Source organism: Pseudomonas sp. JL23, assembly GCF_056933585.1.
In genome coordinates, this window is the sequence record NZ_CM167795.1 from 5,830,498 (window position 1) to 5,849,349 (window position 18,852).

The 18,852-nt window shown below is 59.5% G+C and carries 16 protein-coding genes and 1 pseudogene; 16 read left to right on the top strand and 1 reads right to left on the bottom strand.

Annotation, left to right across the window (positions count from 1 at the left end):
* Positions 1–45: 45 nt before the first annotated feature.
* The 10 genes from AC1Z24_RS26920 to ltrA all read left to right on the top strand — a co-directional run bounded on the left by AC1Z24_RS26920 (position 46) and on the right by ltrA (position 13,200).
* The gene (locus tag AC1Z24_RS26920) at positions 46–222 is read left to right on the top strand and encodes a hypothetical protein (RefSeq protein WP_259106756.1); all 177 of its coding nucleotides are present in this window, start codon (positions 46–48) and stop codon (positions 220–222) included.
* Positions 206–3,160 carry a sensor histidine kinase gene (locus tag AC1Z24_RS26925; RefSeq protein WP_483743419.1) on the top strand — a complete coding sequence of 985 codons (2,955 nt, stop codon included), beginning with the start codon at positions 206–208 and terminating at the stop codon, positions 3,158–3,160. Before AC1Z24_RS26920 ends, AC1Z24_RS26925 begins: the two co-directional genes overlap by 17 nt.
* A gap of 22 nt (positions 3,161–3,182) precedes the next feature.
* Positions 3,183–4,616: a sigma-54-dependent transcriptional regulator gene (locus tag AC1Z24_RS26930; RefSeq protein WP_483743420.1), complete on the top strand. Its 1,434-nt coding sequence runs from the start codon at positions 3,183–3,185 to the stop codon at positions 4,614–4,616.
* A gap of 710 nt (positions 4,617–5,326) precedes the next feature.
* A complete protein-coding gene (locus AC1Z24_RS26935; RefSeq protein ID WP_483743421.1) occupies positions 5,327–6,730 on the top strand; it encodes a polynucleotide adenylyltransferase PcnB in 1,404 nt (467 codons plus the stop codon).
* Positions 6,731–6,735: 5 nt separating this feature from the next.
* On the top strand, positions 6,736–7,221 hold the full coding sequence (gene folK / locus AC1Z24_RS26940) for a 2-amino-4-hydroxy-6-hydroxymethyldihydropteridine diphosphokinase (protein ID WP_483743422.1): 486 nt from the start codon (positions 6,736–6,738) through the stop codon (positions 7,219–7,221).
* Positions 7,222–7,442: 221 nt separating this feature from the next.
* Positions 7,443–8,243 carry a 3-methyl-2-oxobutanoate hydroxymethyltransferase gene (panB, locus tag AC1Z24_RS26945; RefSeq protein ID WP_483743423.1) on the top strand — a complete coding sequence of 267 codons (801 nt, stop codon included), beginning with the start codon at positions 7,443–7,445 and terminating at the stop codon, positions 8,241–8,243.
* The gene (gene panC / locus AC1Z24_RS26950) at positions 8,240–9,091 is read left to right on the top strand and encodes a pantoate--beta-alanine ligase (RefSeq protein ID WP_483743424.1); all 852 of its coding nucleotides are present in this window, start codon (positions 8,240–8,242) and stop codon (positions 9,089–9,091) included. Before panB ends, panC begins: the two co-directional genes overlap by 4 nt.
* A gap of 8 nt (positions 9,092–9,099) precedes the next feature.
* Complete coding sequence (gene panD, locus AC1Z24_RS26955) at positions 9,100–9,480, top strand: aspartate 1-decarboxylase (RefSeq protein WP_259106727.1); 381 nt, start codon at positions 9,100–9,102, stop codon at positions 9,478–9,480.
* Between the two features lie 155 nt (positions 9,481–9,635).
* Complete coding sequence (gene pgi, locus AC1Z24_RS26960) at positions 9,636–11,300, top strand: glucose-6-phosphate isomerase (protein WP_483743425.1); 1,665 nt, start codon at positions 9,636–9,638, stop codon at positions 11,298–11,300.
* Positions 11,301–11,778: 478 nt separating this feature from the next.
* On the top strand, positions 11,779–13,200 hold the full coding sequence (gene ltrA / locus AC1Z24_RS26965) for a group II intron reverse transcriptase/maturase (RefSeq protein WP_483743426.1): 1,422 nt from the start codon (positions 11,779–11,781) through the stop codon (positions 13,198–13,200).
* Between the two features lie 73 nt (positions 13,201–13,273).
* Here the strand turns inward: ltrA and AC1Z24_RS26970 are convergent, their stop codons facing one another.
* Complete coding sequence (locus tag AC1Z24_RS26970) at positions 13,274–13,510, bottom strand: DUF6124 family protein (RefSeq protein ID WP_483743427.1); 237 nt, start codon at positions 13,508–13,510, stop codon at positions 13,274–13,276.
* A gap of 174 nt (positions 13,511–13,684) precedes the next feature.
* Between AC1Z24_RS26970 and AC1Z24_RS26975 the strand changes: the two are divergent.
* The 6 genes and pseudogenes from AC1Z24_RS26975 (at position 13,685) to AC1Z24_RS27000 (ending at position 18,841) form a co-directional block, all read left to right on the top strand.
* Positions 13,685–14,175: pseudogene (locus tag AC1Z24_RS26975) on the top strand (Hcp family type VI secretion system effector).
* On the top strand, positions 14,172–14,651 hold the full coding sequence (locus AC1Z24_RS26980) for a DUF2778 domain-containing protein (protein WP_483743428.1): 480 nt from the start codon (positions 14,172–14,174) through the stop codon (positions 14,649–14,651). Before AC1Z24_RS26975 ends, AC1Z24_RS26980 begins: the two are co-directional and overlap by 4 nt.
* On the top strand, positions 14,652–15,206 hold the full coding sequence (locus AC1Z24_RS26985) for a hypothetical protein (RefSeq protein WP_483743429.1): 555 nt from the start codon (positions 14,652–14,654) through the stop codon (positions 15,204–15,206).
* A 267-nt stretch (positions 15,207–15,473) separates the two neighbouring features.
* Complete coding sequence (locus AC1Z24_RS26990; RefSeq protein WP_483743430.1) at positions 15,474–16,343, top strand: oxygenase MpaB family protein; 870 nt, start codon at positions 15,474–15,476, stop codon at positions 16,341–16,343.
* Positions 16,344–16,459: 116 nt separating this feature from the next.
* On the top strand, positions 16,460–17,638 hold the full coding sequence (locus AC1Z24_RS26995) for an acetyl-CoA C-acetyltransferase (RefSeq protein ID WP_483743431.1): 1,179 nt from the start codon (positions 16,460–16,462) through the stop codon (positions 17,636–17,638).
* A gap of 186 nt (positions 17,639–17,824) precedes the next feature.
* On the top strand, positions 17,825–18,841 hold the full coding sequence (locus AC1Z24_RS27000; protein WP_483743432.1) for a class I SAM-dependent rRNA methyltransferase: 1,017 nt from the start codon (positions 17,825–17,827) through the stop codon (positions 18,839–18,841).
* Positions 18,842–18,852: the final 11 nt, after the last annotated feature.

Below are 18,852 nucleotides of genomic sequence, written 5' to 3' on the forward strand. Positions count from 1 at the left end.
GTTTACCATGCCGCACCGTGTTCACCCCAGAAATAAGGAGGCCCGATGTATATCTACCGCTTGGTCCTGCTTCTGGTTGTAGGCATCTACCTGTTTTCACCCGCGATCATGGACTGGTGGATCGACGCCACAGGGGCCTGGTACCGGCCTTACCTGTTATGGCTGATACTCATTGCCGTGACCTTCATCCTGCAAAGCCAGCGAGATGCCGATGAGCTTTAGCCTGACCCAGATGATCCTGGTCAGCGCGGCCTACCTGTTGGCGCTGTTCGGGGTGGCGTGGATCAGCGAGCGCGGTGTCATCCCGCGCTGGATCATCCGCCACCCACTGACCTACACCCTGTCGCTCGGGGTCTACGCCAGTGCCTGGGCGTTCTATGGCACGGTGGGCCTGGCCTACGAATACGGCTACGGTTTCCTCTCCAGTTACCTGGGAGTCTCCGGTGCCTTTCTGCTGGCGCCGGTGCTGCTGTATCCGATCCTGCGCATCACCCGTACCTATCAGTTGTCGTCCCTGGCCGACCTGTTCGCCTTCCGCTTTCGCAGCACCTGGGCCGGCGCCCTGACCACCATTTTCATGCTGATCGGCGTGTTGCCGTTACTGGCCCTGCAGATTCAGGCGGTGGCCGACTCCATCGGCATCCTCACCCAGGAGCCGGTGCAGCATCGAGTGGCCGTGGCCTTCTGCGCACTGATCACCCTGTTCACGATTTTCTTCGGCTCCCGGCATATCGCCACCCGGGAGAAACACGAGGGCCTGGTATTTGCCATCGCTTTCGAATCGGTGATCAAGCTGGCGGCCATCGGCGGCGTCGGCCTCTATGCCCTGTACGGCGTGTTCGACGGCCCGCAACAGCTGGAAGTGTGGCTGTTGCAGAACCAAAGCGCCCTGGCCGCGCTGCATACCCCGCTGCAGGAAGGCCCATGGCGCACCCTGCTGCTGGTGTTCTTCGCCTCGGCCATCGTCATGCCGCACATGTACCACATGACCTTCACCGAGAACCTCAGCCCCCGCTCCCTGGTCAGTGCCAGTTGGGGCCTGCCGCTGTTCCTGCTGCTGATCAGCCTGGCGGTGCCGCTGATTCTCTGGGCCGGGCTGAAACTGGGCGCCAGTACCAGCCCCGAATACTTCATCCTCGGCATCGGCATGGCCACCAACAATCAGGCCCTGGCCCTGCTCGCTTATGTCGGCGGTCTGTCGGCGGCCAGCGGCCTGATCATCGTCACCACCCTGGCGCTGTCGGGCATGGCCCTCAACCATTTGGTGCTACCGCTTTACCAGCCACCGGCTGAAGGCAATATCTACCGCTGGCTGAAGTGGACGCGGCGCGGCCTGATCGTCGCCATTATCATGCTTGGCTACGGCTTTTACCTGCTCCTCGGTGCACAGCAAGACCTGGCCAACCTGGGCATTGTCGCCTTCGTCGCCACCCTGCAATTCCTTCCCGGCGTGCTGTCGGTGCTGTACTGGCCCACGGCCAACCGGCGCGGTTTCATCGCCGGGCTGCTGGCGGGCATGACGGTCTGGGTGATCAGTATGCTGCTGCCGCTGATCGGCCACTTCCAGGGTTTCTACATCCCCCTGTTGAACATGATTTATGTGCTCGACGACACCAGTTGGCACATGGCGGCCATCGCCTCCCTGGCCGCCAACGTACTGTTCTTCACCCTGATTTCACTGTTCAGCAACGCCAGCCCCGAAGAGGCCAGCGCCGCCGAAGCCTGTGCCGTGGACAACGTGCGTCGCCCGCAACGCCGCGAACTGCATGCTGCCTCGCCCCAGGAGTTCGCCACACAACTGGCCAAGCCTCTGGGCGCCAAGGCGGCGCAGAAAGAAGTCGAACAGGCGCTGCGCGATCTCTATCTGCCCTTCGATGAGCGCCGCCCTTATGCCCTGCGGCGCCTGCGCGACCGGATCGAAGCCAACCTGTCTGGCCTGATGGGTCCCAGCGTGGCCCAGGACATGGTGGAAACCTTCCTGCCCTACAAATCCGGTGGCGAGAACTACGTCACCGAAGACATTCATTTCATCGAAAGCCGCCTCGAGGATTACCACTCACGCCTGACAGGGCTGGCTGCCGAACTCGATGCCCTGCGCCGTTACCACCGCCAGACTCTGCAGGAACTGCCCATGGGCGTCTGCTCCCTGGCCAAGGATCAGGAGATCCTGATGTGGAACAAAGCCATGGAAGAACTCACCGGCGTGCCAGCCCAGCGTGTGGTCGGCTCGCGCCTGCCGACCATCGGCGAGCCGTGGAAAGAGCTGCTGCTGGGCTTCATCAATATTCCCGACGAACACCTGCACAAGCATCGCCTGACCCATGACGGCCAGACCCGCTGGCTGAACCTGCACAAGGCCGCCATCGACGAGCCCCTGGCGCCGGGTAACAGCGGCCTGGTATTGCTGGTCGAAGACCTCACCGACACGCAGATGCTCGAAGACAAGCTGGTGCATTCCGAGCGTCTGGCCAGCATCGGTCGCCTCGCCGCCGGGGTAGCCCACGAAATCGGCAACCCGATCACCGGTATCGCCTGCCTGGCGCAGAACCTGCGCGAAGAGCGCGAAGAAGATGGCGAGCTGACCGAGATCAGCAGCCAGATTCTCGAACAGACCAAACGGGTCTCGCGCATCGTCCAGTCGCTGATGAGCTTTGCCCACGCTGGCAGCCACCAGCACAGTGACGAAGCCGTCTGTCTGGCTGAAGTCGCCCAGGATGCCATTGGTCTGCTGGCACTGAACCGGCGCAACTTCGAAGTGCAATTCTACAATCTGTGCAATCCCGAGCATTGGGTCGATGGTGACCCGCAACGCTTGGCACAGGTGTTGATCAACCTGCTCTCCAACGCCCGCGACGCATCGCCTGCGGGCAGTGCGGTGCGGGTAAAGAGTGAAGCCTGCGAACACACCGTCGACCTCATAGTCGAAGACGAAGGCAGTGGCATACCCAAGGCAATCATGGATCGATTGTTCGAACCGTTCTTCACCACCAAGGAGCCCGGGGAAGGAACCGGACTGGGCCTCGCACTGGTCTATTCCATCGTTGAAGAGCATTATGGACAAATCACCATCGACAGCCCGGCAGACGCCGAGCACCAGCGCGGGACCCGTATTCGGGTGACCCTGCCGCGCCATGTCGAAGCGACGTCCGCCGTGAACTGAGACCGTCGAGAGAACCGAATCAATGCCGCATATTTTGATCGTCGAAGACGAAACCATTATCCGTTCAGCCCTGCGTCGGTTGCTGGAGCGCAACCAGTACGAGGTCAGCGAAGCCGGTTCGGTGCAGGAAGCCCAGGAACGGTTCAGCATTCCCTCGTTTGATTTGATAGTCAGTGACCTGCGCCTGCCTGGCGCCCCCGGCACCGAATTGATCAAGCTCGGCCAGGGCAAGCCGGTGCTGATCATGACCAGCTATGCCAGCCTGCGTTCTGCCGTGGACTCGATGAAAATGGGCGCGGTGGACTACATCGCCAAGCCCTTCGACCACGACGAAATGCTCCAGGCCGTCGCTCGCATCCTGCGCGACCGCCAGACCCTGCAAGGCATGCAGGCCGAGCGCGCGGCGAGCAAACCCGCTGCCGGCGACAAGGCCGGTGTGGTGGATAACAGCAATGGCGAGATCGGCATCATCGGTTCCTGCCCGCCGATGCAAGACCTCTACAGCAAGATTCGCAAGGTCGCCCCGAGTGATTCCAACGTACTGGTGCAGGGCGAGTCCGGCACTGGCAAGGAACTGGTTGCCCGCGCCCTGCACAACCTGTCGCGCCGGGCCAAGGCCCCGATGATTTCGGTGAACTGTGCGGCCATTCCGGAAAGCCTGATCGAGTCCGAACTGTTCGGCCACGAGAAGGGCGCGTTTACCGGCGCCAGCGCCGGGCGTGCCGGTCTGGTGGAAGCTGCCGACGGCGGCACCCTGTTCCTCGACGAAATCGGCGAACTGCCCCTGGAAGCCCAGGCCCGCCTGCTGCGCGTACTGCAGGAAGGCGAGATTCGCCGGGTCGGCTCGGTGCAGTCGCAGAAGGTCGATGTGCGCCTGATCGCCGCGACCCACCGCGACCTCAAGAGCCTGGCCAAGATCGGCCAGTTCCGCGAAGACCTTTATTACCGCCTGCACGTCATCGCCCTGAAACTACCTGCCCTGCGTGAACGCGGCGCCGACGTCAATGAAATCGCCCGGGCGTTCCTGGCACGGCAAAGTGCCAAGGCCGGCCGCAGCGATCTGCGCTTTGCCGCTGACGCCGAACAGGCCATCCGCCACTACAGCTGGCCAGGTAACGTGCGTGAACTGGAAAACGCCGTCGAGCGCGCGGTCATCCTGTGTGAAAGCCCGGAAATCTCCGCCGAGCTGCTGGGCATCGATATCGAGCTGAGCGATCTGGAAGACGACGAGTTCATCGGTCTGGCGCCACAGCAGAGCCCGGCCAATCCCACCAGCCACGAACCGACCGAAGATCTGTCCCTGGAAGACTACTTCCAGCACTTCGTTCTCGAGCATCAGGACCACATGACCGAGACCGAGCTGGCACGCAAACTCGGCGTCAGCCGCAAGTGCCTGTGGGAGCGTCGTCAGCGTCTGGGCATTCCACGGCGCAAGGGCGTGGCCAGCGAGACCTGATGACTGATACGTTTCAGCAATGAAAAGGCTCTAGCGTGCGGGCTGCAGGGTTTGTGAAAAAACTGTTACCGCACGCAAAACACGTAACAAAAGCCGGGGTTTACGGTAACGAAATCCCGGCTTTTTTATCTCCGCAAAAAACGCCATCCCGCTGAAAGCCCCGGTTTCCGGGGATTTTCAAAAGTTGGCACAGGTCCTGCTATATCTCTAGTACAAGAACAACAAAAAGCAAAATGCAAAACCGATAATAAAAACAAGACGAATCGACTCACGCATAACAAGAACAACACGGCGGAGGCGCAGCTAACTGATTCTTTTGGAGAGGCGTTGTATTTGGGGCTTGCCCCGCAACCAGGCCGAGAACAACAAAAAACTACCCTAAGGTAGCGCCTGAACTGGTTGGATCGATTGATCATTGCAACACAGCGTACCAAAGCAATCCGTTTGCTCTTGACTCCCGATTGGGAGGTTTCACAGGCGAAAGCCTTGTGAATGGGCACTCAACAAAAACAAAAAGCCCACAACCACAATAAAAATAAGAGCACGCACTTTGGGGGAGCTTCGGCTCCCCCAGTAGCTTCTCCCTCCAGACGCATTCTTGCCACTTCACGTCGCGTCCTACACCATCCTTCGACTAAATGCTAGAATCCCCGCCCATCGTGCGGCCATTCTCCATTTTTGGTCGAATATTCCTTCAAACAGTGCATCCCATGCTGAAGAAGCTGTTCCAGTCATTACGTTCTCCTCTGCGTCCACCGCAGCAACACTTCCGTACCACGCCTGAAGTGCTCAACAGCAGCCAGCATTCGCTGCAACGAGGCCAGTTCAGCCGTTACGCGGTCAATATCGTCGAGCGCCTGCAAACCGCCGGCTATCAGGCCTATCTGGTTGGCGGCTGTGTCCGCGACCTGATGCTGAACATTGAACCTAAGGACTTCGACGTCGCCACCAGCGCCACGCCGGAACAGGTTCGCGCCGAATTCCGCAACGCGCGGATCATCGGTCGCCGCTTCAAACTGGTCCATATCCACTTCGGTCGCGAGATCATCGAAGTGGCGACCTTTCGCGCCAATCATCCCCAGGATGACGAAGAAGAGGACAGCAACCAGTCCTCGCGCAATGAAAGCGGACGCATCCTGCGCGACAATGTCTACGGCACCCTGGAAGAAGACGCGCAACGCCGCGACTTCACCATCAACGCCCTGTATTACGATCCGGTCACCGAACGCGTACTCGATTACGCCAATGGCGTACATGACATCCGCAATCGTCTGATCCGCCTGATCGGCGATCCTCAGCAGCGCTATAAAGAAGACCCGGTGCGTATGCTGCGTGCCGTGCGCTTTGCCGCCAAGCTGGATTTCGGCATCGAGAAACACAGCACCACGCCGATCCGTCCGCTGGCACCCATGCTGCGCGATATCCCGGCGGCGCGCCTGTTCGAAGAAGTGCTCAAGCTGTTCCTCTCCGGTTACGCGGAGCCGGTGTTCGAGATGCTGGTCGACCTCGAGTTGTTCGAACCGCTGTTCCCGGCCAGCTCCAAGGCCCTGGAATACAACCCGACCTACACCCACACGCTGATCAGCCAGGCGTTGATCAACACTGATCTGCGCATCAAGCAGAACAAACCGGTGACTCCGGCGTTCCTGTTTGCTGCCTTGCTGTGGCCGGCACTGCCGGTCAAGGTCTTGCGTCTGCAGGAGCGCGGCATGCCGCCAATTGCGGCCATGCAGGAAGCCGCCCACGACCTGATCATCGAGCAGTGCCAGCGCATCGCGATTCCGAAGCGCTTCACCCTGCCGATCCGGGAAATCTGGGACATGCAAGAGCGTCTGCCACGCCGCTCCGGCAAACGTGCCGACCTGCTGCTGGACAACTCGCGCTTCCGCGCCGGTTACGATTTCCTGCTGCTGCGCGAAGCCGCTGGCGAACAGACCGACGGCCTGGGCGACTGGTGGACCGAGTATCAGGACGCCAACGACAGTGAACGCCGCAACATGATCCGCGACCTGAGCAACAAGCCCGAAGGTACCGGCCCGGCACCGCGCAAGCGTCGCCGCAGCCCGGGCAAGCGCAAGGGCAGCGGTGAAGCGTCGAACGTCGCAGGCGAGTGACGGTAATGGAACGAGTCTATATAGGCTTGGGCAGCAACCTGACCGAGCCTGCCGAGCAACTGCGCAATGCCCTCAAGGCCATGGCGCAATTGCCGGGCACACAAGTGGCCGGGGTCTCGTCCTTCTATATCAGTGACTCACTGCTGCCAGGTCAGCCCCGTTACACCAATGCCGTGGCCGCATTGGACACGACACTGGCGCCGCTGGCCCTGCTCGACGCCTTGCAAAGCATCGAGCGGGACCAGGGCCGTGAGCGCCATGAACGCTGGGGCCCGCGCACTCTGGATCTGGATATCCTGATATTCGGCGAGCGCCTGATCGACGAGCCACGCCTGAAAGTGCCCCACTATCACATGCAGGCCCGCGCCTTCGTGCTCTACCCCCTCGCCGAACTCGCCCCCGACCTGCAACTGGCCGACGGCCGCACGCTAGAGCAGTTGCTCGCCGCCTGCCCGTTCGAAGGTCTCGAACGCCTGCCCGCCAGCGTGTGATTGCCGGGTGTCACCCGTAACACGTCGGCCGTAACACTCGTGTATATCTGGTAACACCTGCAATTGACTTCATGCCCCCTCCTCACGAAGATAGGCGTCCCGTTGCTTATGACGAGTAAATGGGCGCAAAGCAGGCTGTAATTAACACCGCACAACGACGGCGTGCCTGCCTCAGACAGAATGAATCTACAGTTCACAGCGCCTGACCGAGGACTTTTTCCATGCCAGAGATAACCGTTACGTCGTTGCAGGCCCTCAAGCACAAAGGTGAGAAAATCACCATGCTGACCTGCTACGACGCAACATTCGCCCACGCCGCCAGCCAGGCCGGGGTCGAGGTGTTGTTGGTCGGCGATTCGCTGGGCATGGTGCTGCAAGGCCATGACAGCACCCTGCCCGTTACCACCGCCGAGATGGCCTACCACGTTGCCAGCGTCAAGCGCGGCAATCAGGGCGCCATGATCCTCGCCGACCTGCCGTTCATGGCTTACGCCACCCTTGAACAGACCTTCGCCAACAGCGCCGCCTTGATGCAGGCCGGTGCGCACATGGTCAAAGTTGAAGGCGCGGCCTGGCTGACGGAATCGATCCGTCTGCTCGCCGAGCGTGGCATCCCGGTCTGCGCCCATATGGGCCTGACCCCGCAGTCGGTGAATGTCCTCGGTGGCTACAAAGTCCAGGGGCGCGTCGAAGCCCAAGCTCGGCAGATGCGCGCCGACGCCATCTCCATCGAGCAGGCGGGCGCCGCCATGATTCTGCTGGAATGTGTACCCAGCGAACTGGCCGAGGAAATCACCCATGCGGTGAAAATCCCGGTGATCGGCATCGGTGCCGGCAGCGCCACCGACGGTCAGGTACTGGTGCTGCACGACATGCTGGGCCTGTCGATCAGCGGCCGCGTGCCCAAGTTCGTCAGAAACTTCATGACTGGCCAGACGGACATCCAGTCGGCCCTCCAGGCTTATGTTGCTGCGGTCAAAGACGTCAGCTTCCCGGCCCCTGAACATGGATTCTCGGCATGAACACAGTCAAAACGGTCCGCGAGCTGCGCGCCGCCGTCGCCCGCGCTCGCAGCGAAGGCAAACGCATCGGCCTGGCGCCGACCATGGGCAACCTGCACAGCGGCCACGCGGCACTGATCACCAAGGCCGCTCAGCGCGCCGACTTCGTCGTGGCGACTATCTTCGTCAACCCGCTGCAATTCGGTGCCAACGAAGACTTGGCGACCTATCCGCGCACCCTCGCTGCGGATCAGGAAAAACTGCTACAGGCCGGCTGTCACCTGCTGTTCACGCCCACCGTGGAGGAAATGTATCCCCACGGCATGAGCGACCAGACCCTGGTCAGCGTGCCAGTGCTCTCCGAAGGCCTGTGTGGCGCCAGCCGCCCTGGCCATTTCGACGGCGTGGCCACGGTGGTCAGCAAGCTGTTCAATATGGTCCAGCCTGACCTGGCAGTGTTCGGCGAGAAAGATTTCCAACAACTGACGGTGATCCGCGCCCTGGTGCGGGACCTGAACATGCCGATCCAGATCATTGGCGAACCGACCGTGCGTGATACCGACGGTCTGGCGTTGTCGTCGCGCAATGGCTACCTGACACCGGAGCAACGCGCCATCGCGCCAACCCTGTATCAGGTCATCACTCGTATTGGCGCTGCCATTCGCGGCGGCGACCGCGATTTTGCCCAACTGCTCGAGACCGGCAAGCGCGACCTTACAGCCAAGGGGTTCCGCCCGGACTACCTGGAAGTCCGCGAAGCCGTGCAATTGCGCCCGGCCACCGCCGAAGACACCGACCTGGTGATCCTCGCCGCCGCTTTCCTGGGCACTACGCGTCTGATCGACAATCTGCACCTGACCAAGGACTAACACGATCCATGCACACCATCATGCTCAAAGCCAAGCTGCACCGTGCCGAGGTTACACACGCGGTGCTCGACTACGAAGGCTCTTGCGCCATCGACGGCGACTGGCTGGACCTGTCAGGCATTCGCGAGTACGAACAGATCCAGATCTACAACGTCGACAACGGCGAGCGCTTTACCACCTACGCTATTCGAGGTGAAGCCGGTTCGCGAATGATCTCGGTCAATGGCGCGGCGGCTCATAAAGCAAAAGTCGGTGATCGGGTAATCATCTGTGCCTATGCTCAGTACTCCGACGCCGAGCTGGTCGATTTCAAACCGCGCATGCTGTACATGTCGCCGGGAAATGAACTTAGCCATACCAGCAATGCCATACCGGTACAGTTTGCGTAAGACTCGGATCACATCATTGTGTGAAATAGTACCGAGCCCAGGTAAAGCGAGGCGCAGACAGAAGGACACGCAGGGTTTAGGCTGCTGCGTGTGCCTGATTGGCCCGACTCGCTTCAATGTCCAAGGCAGTTCCCCGTACAAGGAAACCCGCAGCGATGGCGTACTACCGCACTCCTTCCGACGTTACCGCTCTGCCAGCCTGGCAGGCGTTGCTCCAACACCGCGACAGCATGCAGAACTTCAGCATGCGCGAGGCCTTCAACGCAGATCCGCAGCGTTTCAGTCAATTCACCCTCAGTAGCTGCGGGCTGTTCCTCGACTATTCGAAAAACCTGATCAACGCCGAAACCCGCGCATTGCTGGTAAACCTGGCCAATGAAGTGGGCCTCAAGGACGCCATCAAGGCGCAGTACGACGGCGAACTGGTCAACGCTTCCGAAGGCCGCCCGGCCCTGCACACCGCACTGCGCCGCCCGGTGGGCGACAAGCTGCTGGTCAAAGGCGTCGATGTGATGCCCGAAGTCCACAAAGTGCTGAACCAGATGACCGATCTGGTCGGGCGCATTCACGATGGCCTGTGGCGTGGCTACACCGAGAAGCCGATCACTGACGTGGTGAATATCGGCATCGGTGGCTCGTTCCTGGGTCCTGAGCTGGTCTCCGAAGCGCTGTTGTCCTACGCCCAGAAAGGCGTGCGCTGTCATTACCTGGCCAATATCGACGGCAGTGAATTCCACGAGCTGACCATGAAGCTGCGCGCCGAGACGACGCTGTTCATCGTTTCGTCGAAAACCTTCAGCACCCTGGAAACCTTGAAGAACGCCACGGCCGCTCGCGCCTGGTATCTGGCCCAGGGCGGTTCCGAGGCCGAGCTGTACAAGCACTTCATTGCCGTGTCGAGCAACAACGCCGCTGCCGTGGCCTTCGGTATCCGTGAAGAGAACATCTTCCCGATGTGGGACTGGGTCGGCGGTCGTTACTCGCTGTGGTCGGCCATCGGTTTGCCGATTGCCCTGGCCATCGGCATGTCCAACTTCAAAGAACTGCTGTCCGGTGCCTACACCATGGACCAGCACTTCCAGAGCGCGCCGTTCGAACAGAACATGCCGGTGCTGCTGGCCCTGCTTGGCGTCTGGTACGGCAACTTCTGGGGCGCGCAGAGCCACGCGATCCTGCCGTACGACCACTACCTGCGCAACATCACCAAGCACTTGCAGCAATTGGACATGGAGTCCAACGGCAAGAGCGTGCGCCAGGACGGCACGCCGGTGTCCACCGACACCGGCCCGGTCATCTGGGGTGGCGTTGGTTGCAACGGTCAGCATGCTTATCACCAACTGCTGCATCAGGGCACCCAACTGATCCCGGCCGACTTCATCGTGCCGATCGTCAGCTTCAACCCGGTCTCCGACCATCACCAGTGGCTGTACGCCAACTGCCTGTCGCAAAGCCAGGCACTGATGCTCGGCAAGACCCGCGCCGAGGCCGAAACCGAGCTGCGCGACAAGGGCCTGCCGGAAGATCAGGTGCAGAAGCTGGCGGTACACAAGGTCATCCCCGGCAACCGTCCGAGCAACACCCTGGTGGTCGAACGCATTAGCCCGCGTCGCCTCGGCGCGTTGGTGGCGATGTACGAACACAAGGTCTTCGTCCAGAGCGTGGTCTGGGGCATCAACGCCTTCGACCAGTGGGGCGTGGAGTTGGGCAAGGAACTGGGCAAGGGCGTCTATCAGCGCCTGACAGGCGGCATCGAAGAACCTGCCGACGATGCCTCCACCCAGGGCCTGATCAATTATTTCCGCGGTCGTCATCGCGGCTGATCCTGACCTTCGCTTCAATAAAAACCGCCTGCTAGCAGGCGGTTTTTTTATGCGTGCGCCAGGCATGGCGCGTTGCGCGTAGCGCAACCAGTTTGGCTGTGGTGGCCATGCTGGTGACTGGGAGGTGAAAGTCCTCTACACACCCGGCAAGGGGAAGTGTTAGCCAGAGGCAAGGGTGTCGCGGGTGACTGCGAATCTGAAGGAAGCCCGAGGCAAAATGCTGGCCTGACGAACAGGAAGCGGATGAGGCGGCACAGCGGGGTAAGGGGGCGTATTTTCCCAAAGCCCGATACTTGCACGGAACGCTGTGACGTAGATCCGACAGGCATAAGCAGGAAGGTCGCGCGAATTACCCTGGGAGATCTGCGCGTTTGCCACTGTGCTACCGAGCGTCGAGAGGCGACGGGATGAGCGTGCAGAAGTCAGCCGAGGCCGTAGTAAGTGGCGAATAACCCCGTCACCAAGGGCCGAACAAGGTATGCCGCCAGTAGGCGTCAAAGTCTCGTTGAATACCGAAATGCAGAAATTTCTCCCAGAGAAGACTGTTACTCCGAGTCCGGGACAGTATCCGAGGATGACGGCTGACAGCGCACAGGTATCGGCGGCGTCTGTGACGTGGACGAACGCGGAGCCGGACACGCTGATGGAACGGGTGCTTGCACCCGCTAACCTTAGGCGTGCTTATCAACGCGTGGTCAGCAACAAGGGCTCGCCGGGTACCGATGGCATGACGGTCGAGCAATTGGCGGGCTACGTGAAACAGTATTGGCCGATCCTCAAGGCTCGGTTGCTGGTCGGCGAGTATCACCCGCAGGGTGTACGCGCCGTTGACATCCCCAAACCCAAAGGCGGAACACGACAACTGGGTATTCCCAGCGTCGTGGATCGCCTGATCCAGCAGGCACTGCTGCAACAGCTCACGCCGATCTTCGATCCTCTGTTCTCGGACTATAGCTACGGCTTTCGTCCGGGTAGAAGCGCTCATCAAGCCATCGAAAAGGCCCGTGACCACGTAGGAGCGGGCAACCGCTGGTGTGTGGAACTTGATCTTGAAAAGTTCTTTGATCGAGTAAACCACGACGTATTGATGGACAAGATAGAGCGTCACGTCGAAGACAAGCGCGTGCTTAGACTGATCCGTCGTTACCTCGAAGCCGGAGCGATGTCGAGCGGGATCGTCAGCCGACGACAGGAGGGGACGCCGCAAGGCGGCCCGCTCTCGCCGTTGCTGTCGAACATCCTGCTTAACGAACTCGACCGCGAGCTGGAACGACGGGGACATCGTTTCGTGAGGTATGCCGACGATACGAACATTTATGTGCGCACTCGTCGTGCGGGCGAGCGAGTGTTGGCCGGTGTTGAGCGCTTCCTGAATCAGCGCCTAAAACTGACGCTGAATCGGGAAAAGAGCCGTGTGGCACGTCCGTGGTTCTGTGATTACTTGGGCTATGGGATGAGCTGGCATCAGCAGCCGAGATTGAGAGTGGCAACGATGAGTTTGGCTCGCTTGCGCGACCGGCTCATGGAGCTGCTGCGCGGGGCACGGGGCCACAAGATGGCGAATGTCATCGGACGTATAAACCCTGTGCTGCGCGGGTGGTCAGGCTACTTCAAGCTCAGTCAGAGCAAACGGCCACTTGAGGAAATTGACGGCTGGGTGCGGCGCAAACTCCGCTGCGTCCTTTGGCGTCAATGGAAGCGGCCCTCAACGAGGGCGCGTAACTTGATGCGCCTGGGGCTTAGCGAAGCTCGTGCCTGCAAATCAGCCTTCAATGGCCGAGGCCCATGGTGGAGCTCGGGAGCATCTCATATGAATCAGGCGTTGCCGAAGAGGCTATGGGATCAACTTGGGTTAGTCTCGGTACTGGATACGATAAACCGGCTTAGCCGCATAACTTGAACCGCCGTATACGGAATCGTACGTACGGTGGTGTGAGAGGACGGCGGCTGTAAAGCCGCCTCCTACTCGATCCTCACGTCGCTCGAAGTTCCTGAAGCTGGCTCAGCAGCTCATTGGCCAGGGCCTTGGCCATGTCGATCAGATACATCGCTGCAAACGGCAGATCGCGCTGGGAGCCACTTTGCTGATCGCCGGACTCATAGACCACCGCTGCGGCGCAACGCAGCAGGTCGAATATGCGGATCAGGGTTTCTGCGAAGGTGTGTAGCGGAGATCGGATACACTTTAAGAATATAAACATCAAGTTCATTTGCGAGGGGTGATCCGGCTGCAAACTAGTGAGCCCCTCTGACTTTCGATATTTAAACGCAATATAAAGAAATATAATTACTCCTCGCCCGTTACAAATCCGGCATGTACACGCAACAGGCTTGCATTATTATCTCGCCGAAACTTCATACACCGTGTAAAGGGATATAACACAATGGCGATTCCAGCATACCTATGGCTGAAAGATGATGGCGGCGCAGACATCAAAGGTTCTGTCAGAGTACAAGGACGGGAAAGGAGTATTGAAGTCCTGGGCTTTGGTCACGGGCTGTTTCTACCGACGGATGATAGCAACGGTAAAATTACCGGCCCACGCGCTCACGCGCTCACGCGCCGATGACTTTTGAAAAAGAGTTCGATTCGGCCAGCCCCTATCTCTATAAGGCTGTTGCAAAAGGTCAGACACTCACGTCGGCGGAATTCAAGTGGTACACCATCAATGACTCAGGCCAGGAAGAGTAGTATTTCAACATACTCCTTGAAAACGTGAAAGTTGTCGCCGTGTGCCCTGTGATGCATGACTGCAAAAATGCATCAATGGCTAAGCATAATCACATGGAGTCGGTGTCGTTTTGCTATGAAAAAATAACCTGGAAGCACTGCGATGGAAATATCGAGTTTTCCGACTCATGGAGCGAGCGATGATTCGGTGTACCTACCTGCTGAATAATTATGGGTTATCGACGTTGAGCGTTCCGGGGGTTGGGTTCTTTCCTGCCTATTCGGGCTATGCCGGGGTGCATCGGAATAATCCGGATTCGGTAGCGGTTGTAAATATCGGGCCGTTGCCGCCGGGCAAATATTATATCGTCGATAGGCCCCTGGGCGGCATCAGGACTAAAATGGAAGCTGGTTATGCATCCTTAATAAGCGGTTCCGATCGAGATCTATGGTTCGGATTATATCGTGAGGATAGCGAGGTGGATGACATTACCTTCATCGATCAAGTAAAACGAGGCGCGTTCAGATTGCACCCAGCTGGCTACTCCGGTGTCAGCGAAGGCTGTATCACCCTGCCCAATCATTCGCACTACAAAATATTAAGAGATGCGCTATTGGGAACTGCACGGATAAAAGTCAGTGCTTCGCTAACGGCGTATGGAACTGTACAGGTCTATTAAATGAACCCAATCAGGTTGGCAATTGCTTGGTGTGCGTATACGGTCGTTTTTTTTGCTCTGGCCGAGTCGCTAGATGCTTATATATCGGAGGAGCAGATCCTTGAGGTGCTATCGATCAGCAAAAAAGACGTAGGATGGATAGAACTCAAAACTATACTGTCCCTATCGTCAATCCTGACCTGTATGTTCATTTGGATCACGGCAAAATATGCTTACTCTTTCACAGCGACTTCAGGGTGGCAGAATGGAAGCAGGACAAAAAAAAGAATAAAGCTATTTGCAATGTGGTGCGCATTTCTTGTGCCGTTCATAGTGATAGACTTCTTATTGCACCTTGTTTTACCAGAGGCTTGGCTCCATCGGTTAATTACGGGTCATGAGGGAATGTCATGTGACGACGTTGTATGGGGCGGAATTTTTATGGGGATAACGCTTGCCCTGGCATTACCCATTAACGGTGCATTCGTGGCATTTGTATCGTCCAAGGCAATAAAACGCAAACAACTGCGCCAATCCGCCCAACAAAAAACCACTGGCCAAATAGCCGATCCATAAAATATCGCCCGTCTCATAGCAAACACAGCACTCATGTGGGACCAGCTTTAGCCGGGAAAGGGGCGGTGAGCTAGATACCTCTCTGTCGTCTGCGCCGACGCCTCCCCGGTTAAAGCCGATCCCACGGGATGTCATTAATTCAGGTGGTGATGCGGTGCTTTATTTTCGGAGGTCATCATCATGCGATTTTATTGTTTGAAGAGCTTGATTCAATGCACCAAGCGGGGCATGGTCGAGCGGTGTCCGCCGTTACAAAACTGAGAATCCATGGAATTCATTCGTCGCCGCATTGAAGCCCAGGTCATGAGCCTGACCGGTCTGGCCTTGGGCCAGTTGGACATGGAAAACCCCAAGGGCGACCCAGGCCTCTATGGCCCTGACGCCATCTGCTGGCAGGTCCATGGCGACTTTCCCAGCATGCTGACCGGCGGCATCAGCGCCCTACTCCTGCAAATGCTTCACCCCCTGGCCCTGGCCGGGGTCTGGGACCATTCGAATTTTCGTCAGGACATGCTCGGTCGCCTGCGCCGCACCGGTCAGTTCATTTCCGGCACCACCTTCGGCTCGACTCACGACGCCAACTGGCTGATCGACAAGGTGCGCACCATCCATCTGCAAGTGGTCGGCACCGCGCCGGATGGCCGGGCCTATGCCGCCAGCGATCCTGACCTGCTGACCTGGGTGCATGTGGCCGAAGTCAGTAACTTTCTCGCCGCCCATCTGCGCTATCTCAACCCGCATCTGTCCATGGCCGATCAGGATCGCTACTACGCCGAGACCGCACTGGTCGCCGAACGCTTGGGTGCACGGGACATTCCCCGCTCGAGCGAAGCCGTGGCCGAGTACCTGCAACACATGCGCCCGCAATTGCTGTGCAATGAGCGCAGTCATACGGTACTGAGCCTGCTCCTCGACGCCCCTGCCCCGAGCCGCCTGGCCAAACCCGTGGGTAACCTGATGATGCAGGGCGGCATCGACCTGCTGCCGGACTGGGCGCGGGAGATGTTCGGCATCCAGCAGAGCGCCCTGCAACGCCGCCTGATCCGCAGCGCCGTGCATACCGTCGCGCCCGTGTTGCGCTGGTCGGTACGCAATGCCTCGGTCCACCGGGCCAAACGGCGCATGGGCCTGTTGTAACGGTCGATTGGAACCTCGTCGCCCATCTGTGCCAACATGCGCTCCTTCGTTTCCTGCGATCAGGGCCGGTTGCCTGTTGCCCGTCGCCTCCCCCAAGAACAATGAGGAACCGTGCCATGCAAGACGTTGTTATTGTTGCCGCCTCCCGTACCGCAGTCGGTAGTTTCCAGGGCTCTCTGGCAAACATTCCGGCCGTTGATCTGGGCGCTGCGGTGATCCGCCAGTTGCTCGCCCAGACCGGCCTCGACGGTGCGCAGGTCGATGAAGTGATCATGGGCCAGGTGCTGACCGCCGGCGCCGGGCAAAACCCTGCACGTCAGGCCGCGATCAAGGCCGGGCTGCCATTCTCCGTACCGGCCATGACCCTGAACAAGGTCTGCGGCTCGGGCCTCAAGGCCCTGCATCTGGGCGCCCAGGCGATCCGCTGTGGCGATGCCGAGGTGATCATTGCCGGTGGCCAGGAAAACATGAGCCTGTCCAACTACGTTATACCCGGCGCCCGCACGGGCCTGCGCATGGGCCACAGCACTGTGATCGACACCATGATCAGCGACGGTCTGTGGGACGCCTTCAACGACTATCACATGGGTATTACTGCCGAGAACTTGTCGGAAAAGTTCGACATCAGCCGTGAGGCGCAAGATGCTTTCGCCGCTGCGTCTCAGCAGAAAGCCAGTGCCGCCATCGAAGCCGGGCGCTTCGTCGACGAAATCACCCCGATCCTGATCCCGCAGCGCAAAGGCGATCCGGTGTCCTTCGCCACCGATGAACAGCCTCGCGCAGGCACTACCGCTGAATCCCTGAGCAAGCTCAAGCCAGCCTTCAAGAAAGACGGCACCGTGACTGCGGGTAACGCTTCGTCACTCAATGACGGCGCTGCCGCAGTAATCCTGATGAGTGCGACCAAGGCCGAACAACTGGGCCTGCCAGTACTGGCGCGCATCGCCGCCTATGCCAACGCCGGTGTCGACCCGGCCATCATGGGCATTGGCCCGGTCAGCGCTACCCGTCGCTGCCTGGACAAGGCCGGCTGGACTATTGAGCAACTGGACCTGATCGAAGCCAACGAAGCCTTTGCCGCACAATCGCTGTCGGTAGGCAAGGAGCTGGGCTGGGACCAGGCCAAGGTCAACGTCAACGGCGGCGCCATCGCCATTGGCCACCCGATCGGCGCGTCGGGCTGCCGCGTACTGGTGACCCTGCTGCACGAAATGATCAAGCGCGATGCCAAGAAGGGTCTGGCGACCCTGTGCATCGGTGGTGGTCAGGGTGTGGCGTTGGCGTTGGCTCGCTAACACCTACAGCGCGCTTGCGCTGCAAATACAATTGTGGGACCGGCTTTAGCCGGGAATACGCCTTCCCGGCTAAAGCCGGTCCCACATTGGTTCTCTATTAGCCGCAATACAGCGGTGTGTCCCGAACACAGCGCTACCCCTTAACTGCTAAACTGCCGCGCCCATTTCCAGCCCAAGGCGCTTAGCATGTCCTCCCTGATCCAGGCGCTCAGCGTCGCCCTCGATAACCGCCAGGCCCTGCTTGCCGAACTGCATCAGCAGGGTACGGATTGCTATCGGTTGTTCCACGGCAGCCAGGAAGGCGCCAGCGGCCTGACTATCGATCGCTATGGCCCGCAACTATTGGTGCAGAGCTTCCATACCCGGCTGGAACGTGATGATCTGCTGGCGCTGCATGCCCATATCACAGCGCATCTGGGCCTGGACCTGCTGCTGGTCTACAACGACCGTTCCCAGGGCAACTCACGTATCGACCGCGAAGACACGGTGTACAAGGCCGACGCCGAGGCACTGCAAGACCTGATCGGCCATGAATGGGGCCTGAACTACCGGGTACGCGGTCGTCATGCGGGTCAGGATCCGTTGCTGTTCCTCGACCTGCGCAACACCCGCGGCTGGGTCAAACAGCACAGCCAGGGCAAAAGCGTACTGAACCTGTTCGCGTATACCTGCGGCGTCGGCCTCAGTGCTGCAGCAGGAGGAGCGAAAGAGGTCTGCAATTTGGACTTCGCCGAGGGCAATCTGGCAGTGGGCAAGGAAAACGGCGCGCTCAACCCCGAACTGCCGACCATGCAATTCATCCAGTCCGACTACTTCCCGGCAATACGCCAACTGGCCGGGCTGCCGATCACCCAGCGCCGTGGGCATAAATTGCCCCCCTACGTGCGTCTGGAGCAGCGTCAGTACGATCTGGTGCTGCTCGACCCACCGGCCTGGGCCAAGAGCGCCTTTGGCACCGTGGACCTGCTGCGCGACTACCAGAGCCTGCTCAAGCCCGCGTTGCTGGCCACCGCCGACAATGGCGTGCTGATCTGCTGCAACAACCTGGCGAAGGTCAGCATGGAGGACTTGCGTGAGCAGGTTCTGCGTTGCGCAACCAAACTGGGCAGACCGGTGCGCGACTGGCAAATCATGACTCCCGCTGCCGATTTTCCGTCACAGGACCAGCAGCCGCCACTCAAGACCTTGATTCTGCAACTGTGATGTCGCTCGGC

What these genes read in the sequence shown, in the direction of transcription:
- AC1Z24_RS26935 (WP_483743421.1), top strand. Translation starts at nt 5,327, where the DNA reads ATGCTGAAGAAGCTGTTCCAGTCATTACGTTCTCCTCTGCGTCCACCG.
- AC1Z24_RS26980 (WP_483743428.1), top strand. Translation starts at nt 14,172, where the DNA reads ATGATTCGGTGTACCTACCTGCTGAATAATTATGGGTTATCGACGTTG.
- panD (WP_259106727.1), top strand. Translation starts at nt 9,100, where the DNA reads ATGCACACCATCATGCTCAAAGCCAAGCTGCACCGTGCCGAGGTTACA.
- AC1Z24_RS26925 (WP_483743419.1), top strand. Translation starts at nt 206, where the DNA reads ATGCCGATGAGCTTTAGCCTGACCCAGATGATCCTGGTCAGCGCGGCC.
- ltrA (WP_483743426.1), top strand. Translation starts at nt 11,779, where the DNA reads ATGCCGCCAGTAGGCGTCAAAGTCTCGTTGAATACCGAAATGCAGAAA.
- AC1Z24_RS26985 (WP_483743429.1), top strand. Translation starts at nt 14,652, where the DNA reads ATGAACCCAATCAGGTTGGCAATTGCTTGGTGTGCGTATACGGTCGTT.
- AC1Z24_RS26930 (WP_483743420.1), top strand. Translation starts at nt 3,183, where the DNA reads ATGCCGCATATTTTGATCGTCGAAGACGAAACCATTATCCGTTCAGCC.
- AC1Z24_RS26920 (WP_259106756.1), top strand. Translation starts at nt 46, where the DNA reads ATGTATATCTACCGCTTGGTCCTGCTTCTGGTTGTAGGCATCTACCTG.
- AC1Z24_RS26970 (WP_483743427.1), bottom strand. Translation starts at nt 13,510, where the DNA reads ATGAACTTGATGTTTATATTCTTAAAGTGTATCCGATCTCCGCTACAC.
- AC1Z24_RS26990 (WP_483743430.1), top strand. Translation starts at nt 15,474, where the DNA reads ATGGAATTCATTCGTCGCCGCATTGAAGCCCAGGTCATGAGCCTGACC.
- AC1Z24_RS27000 (WP_483743432.1), top strand. Translation starts at nt 17,825, where the DNA reads ATGTCCTCCCTGATCCAGGCGCTCAGCGTCGCCCTCGATAACCGCCAG.
- panB (WP_483743423.1), top strand. Translation starts at nt 7,443, where the DNA reads ATGCCAGAGATAACCGTTACGTCGTTGCAGGCCCTCAAGCACAAAGGT.
- folK (WP_483743422.1), top strand. Translation starts at nt 6,736, where the DNA reads ATGGAACGAGTCTATATAGGCTTGGGCAGCAACCTGACCGAGCCTGCC.
- panC (WP_483743424.1), top strand. Translation starts at nt 8,240, where the DNA reads ATGAACACAGTCAAAACGGTCCGCGAGCTGCGCGCCGCCGTCGCCCGC.
- pgi (WP_483743425.1), top strand. Translation starts at nt 9,636, where the DNA reads ATGGCGTACTACCGCACTCCTTCCGACGTTACCGCTCTGCCAGCCTGG.
- AC1Z24_RS26995 (WP_483743431.1), top strand. Translation starts at nt 16,460, where the DNA reads ATGCAAGACGTTGTTATTGTTGCCGCCTCCCGTACCGCAGTCGGTAGT.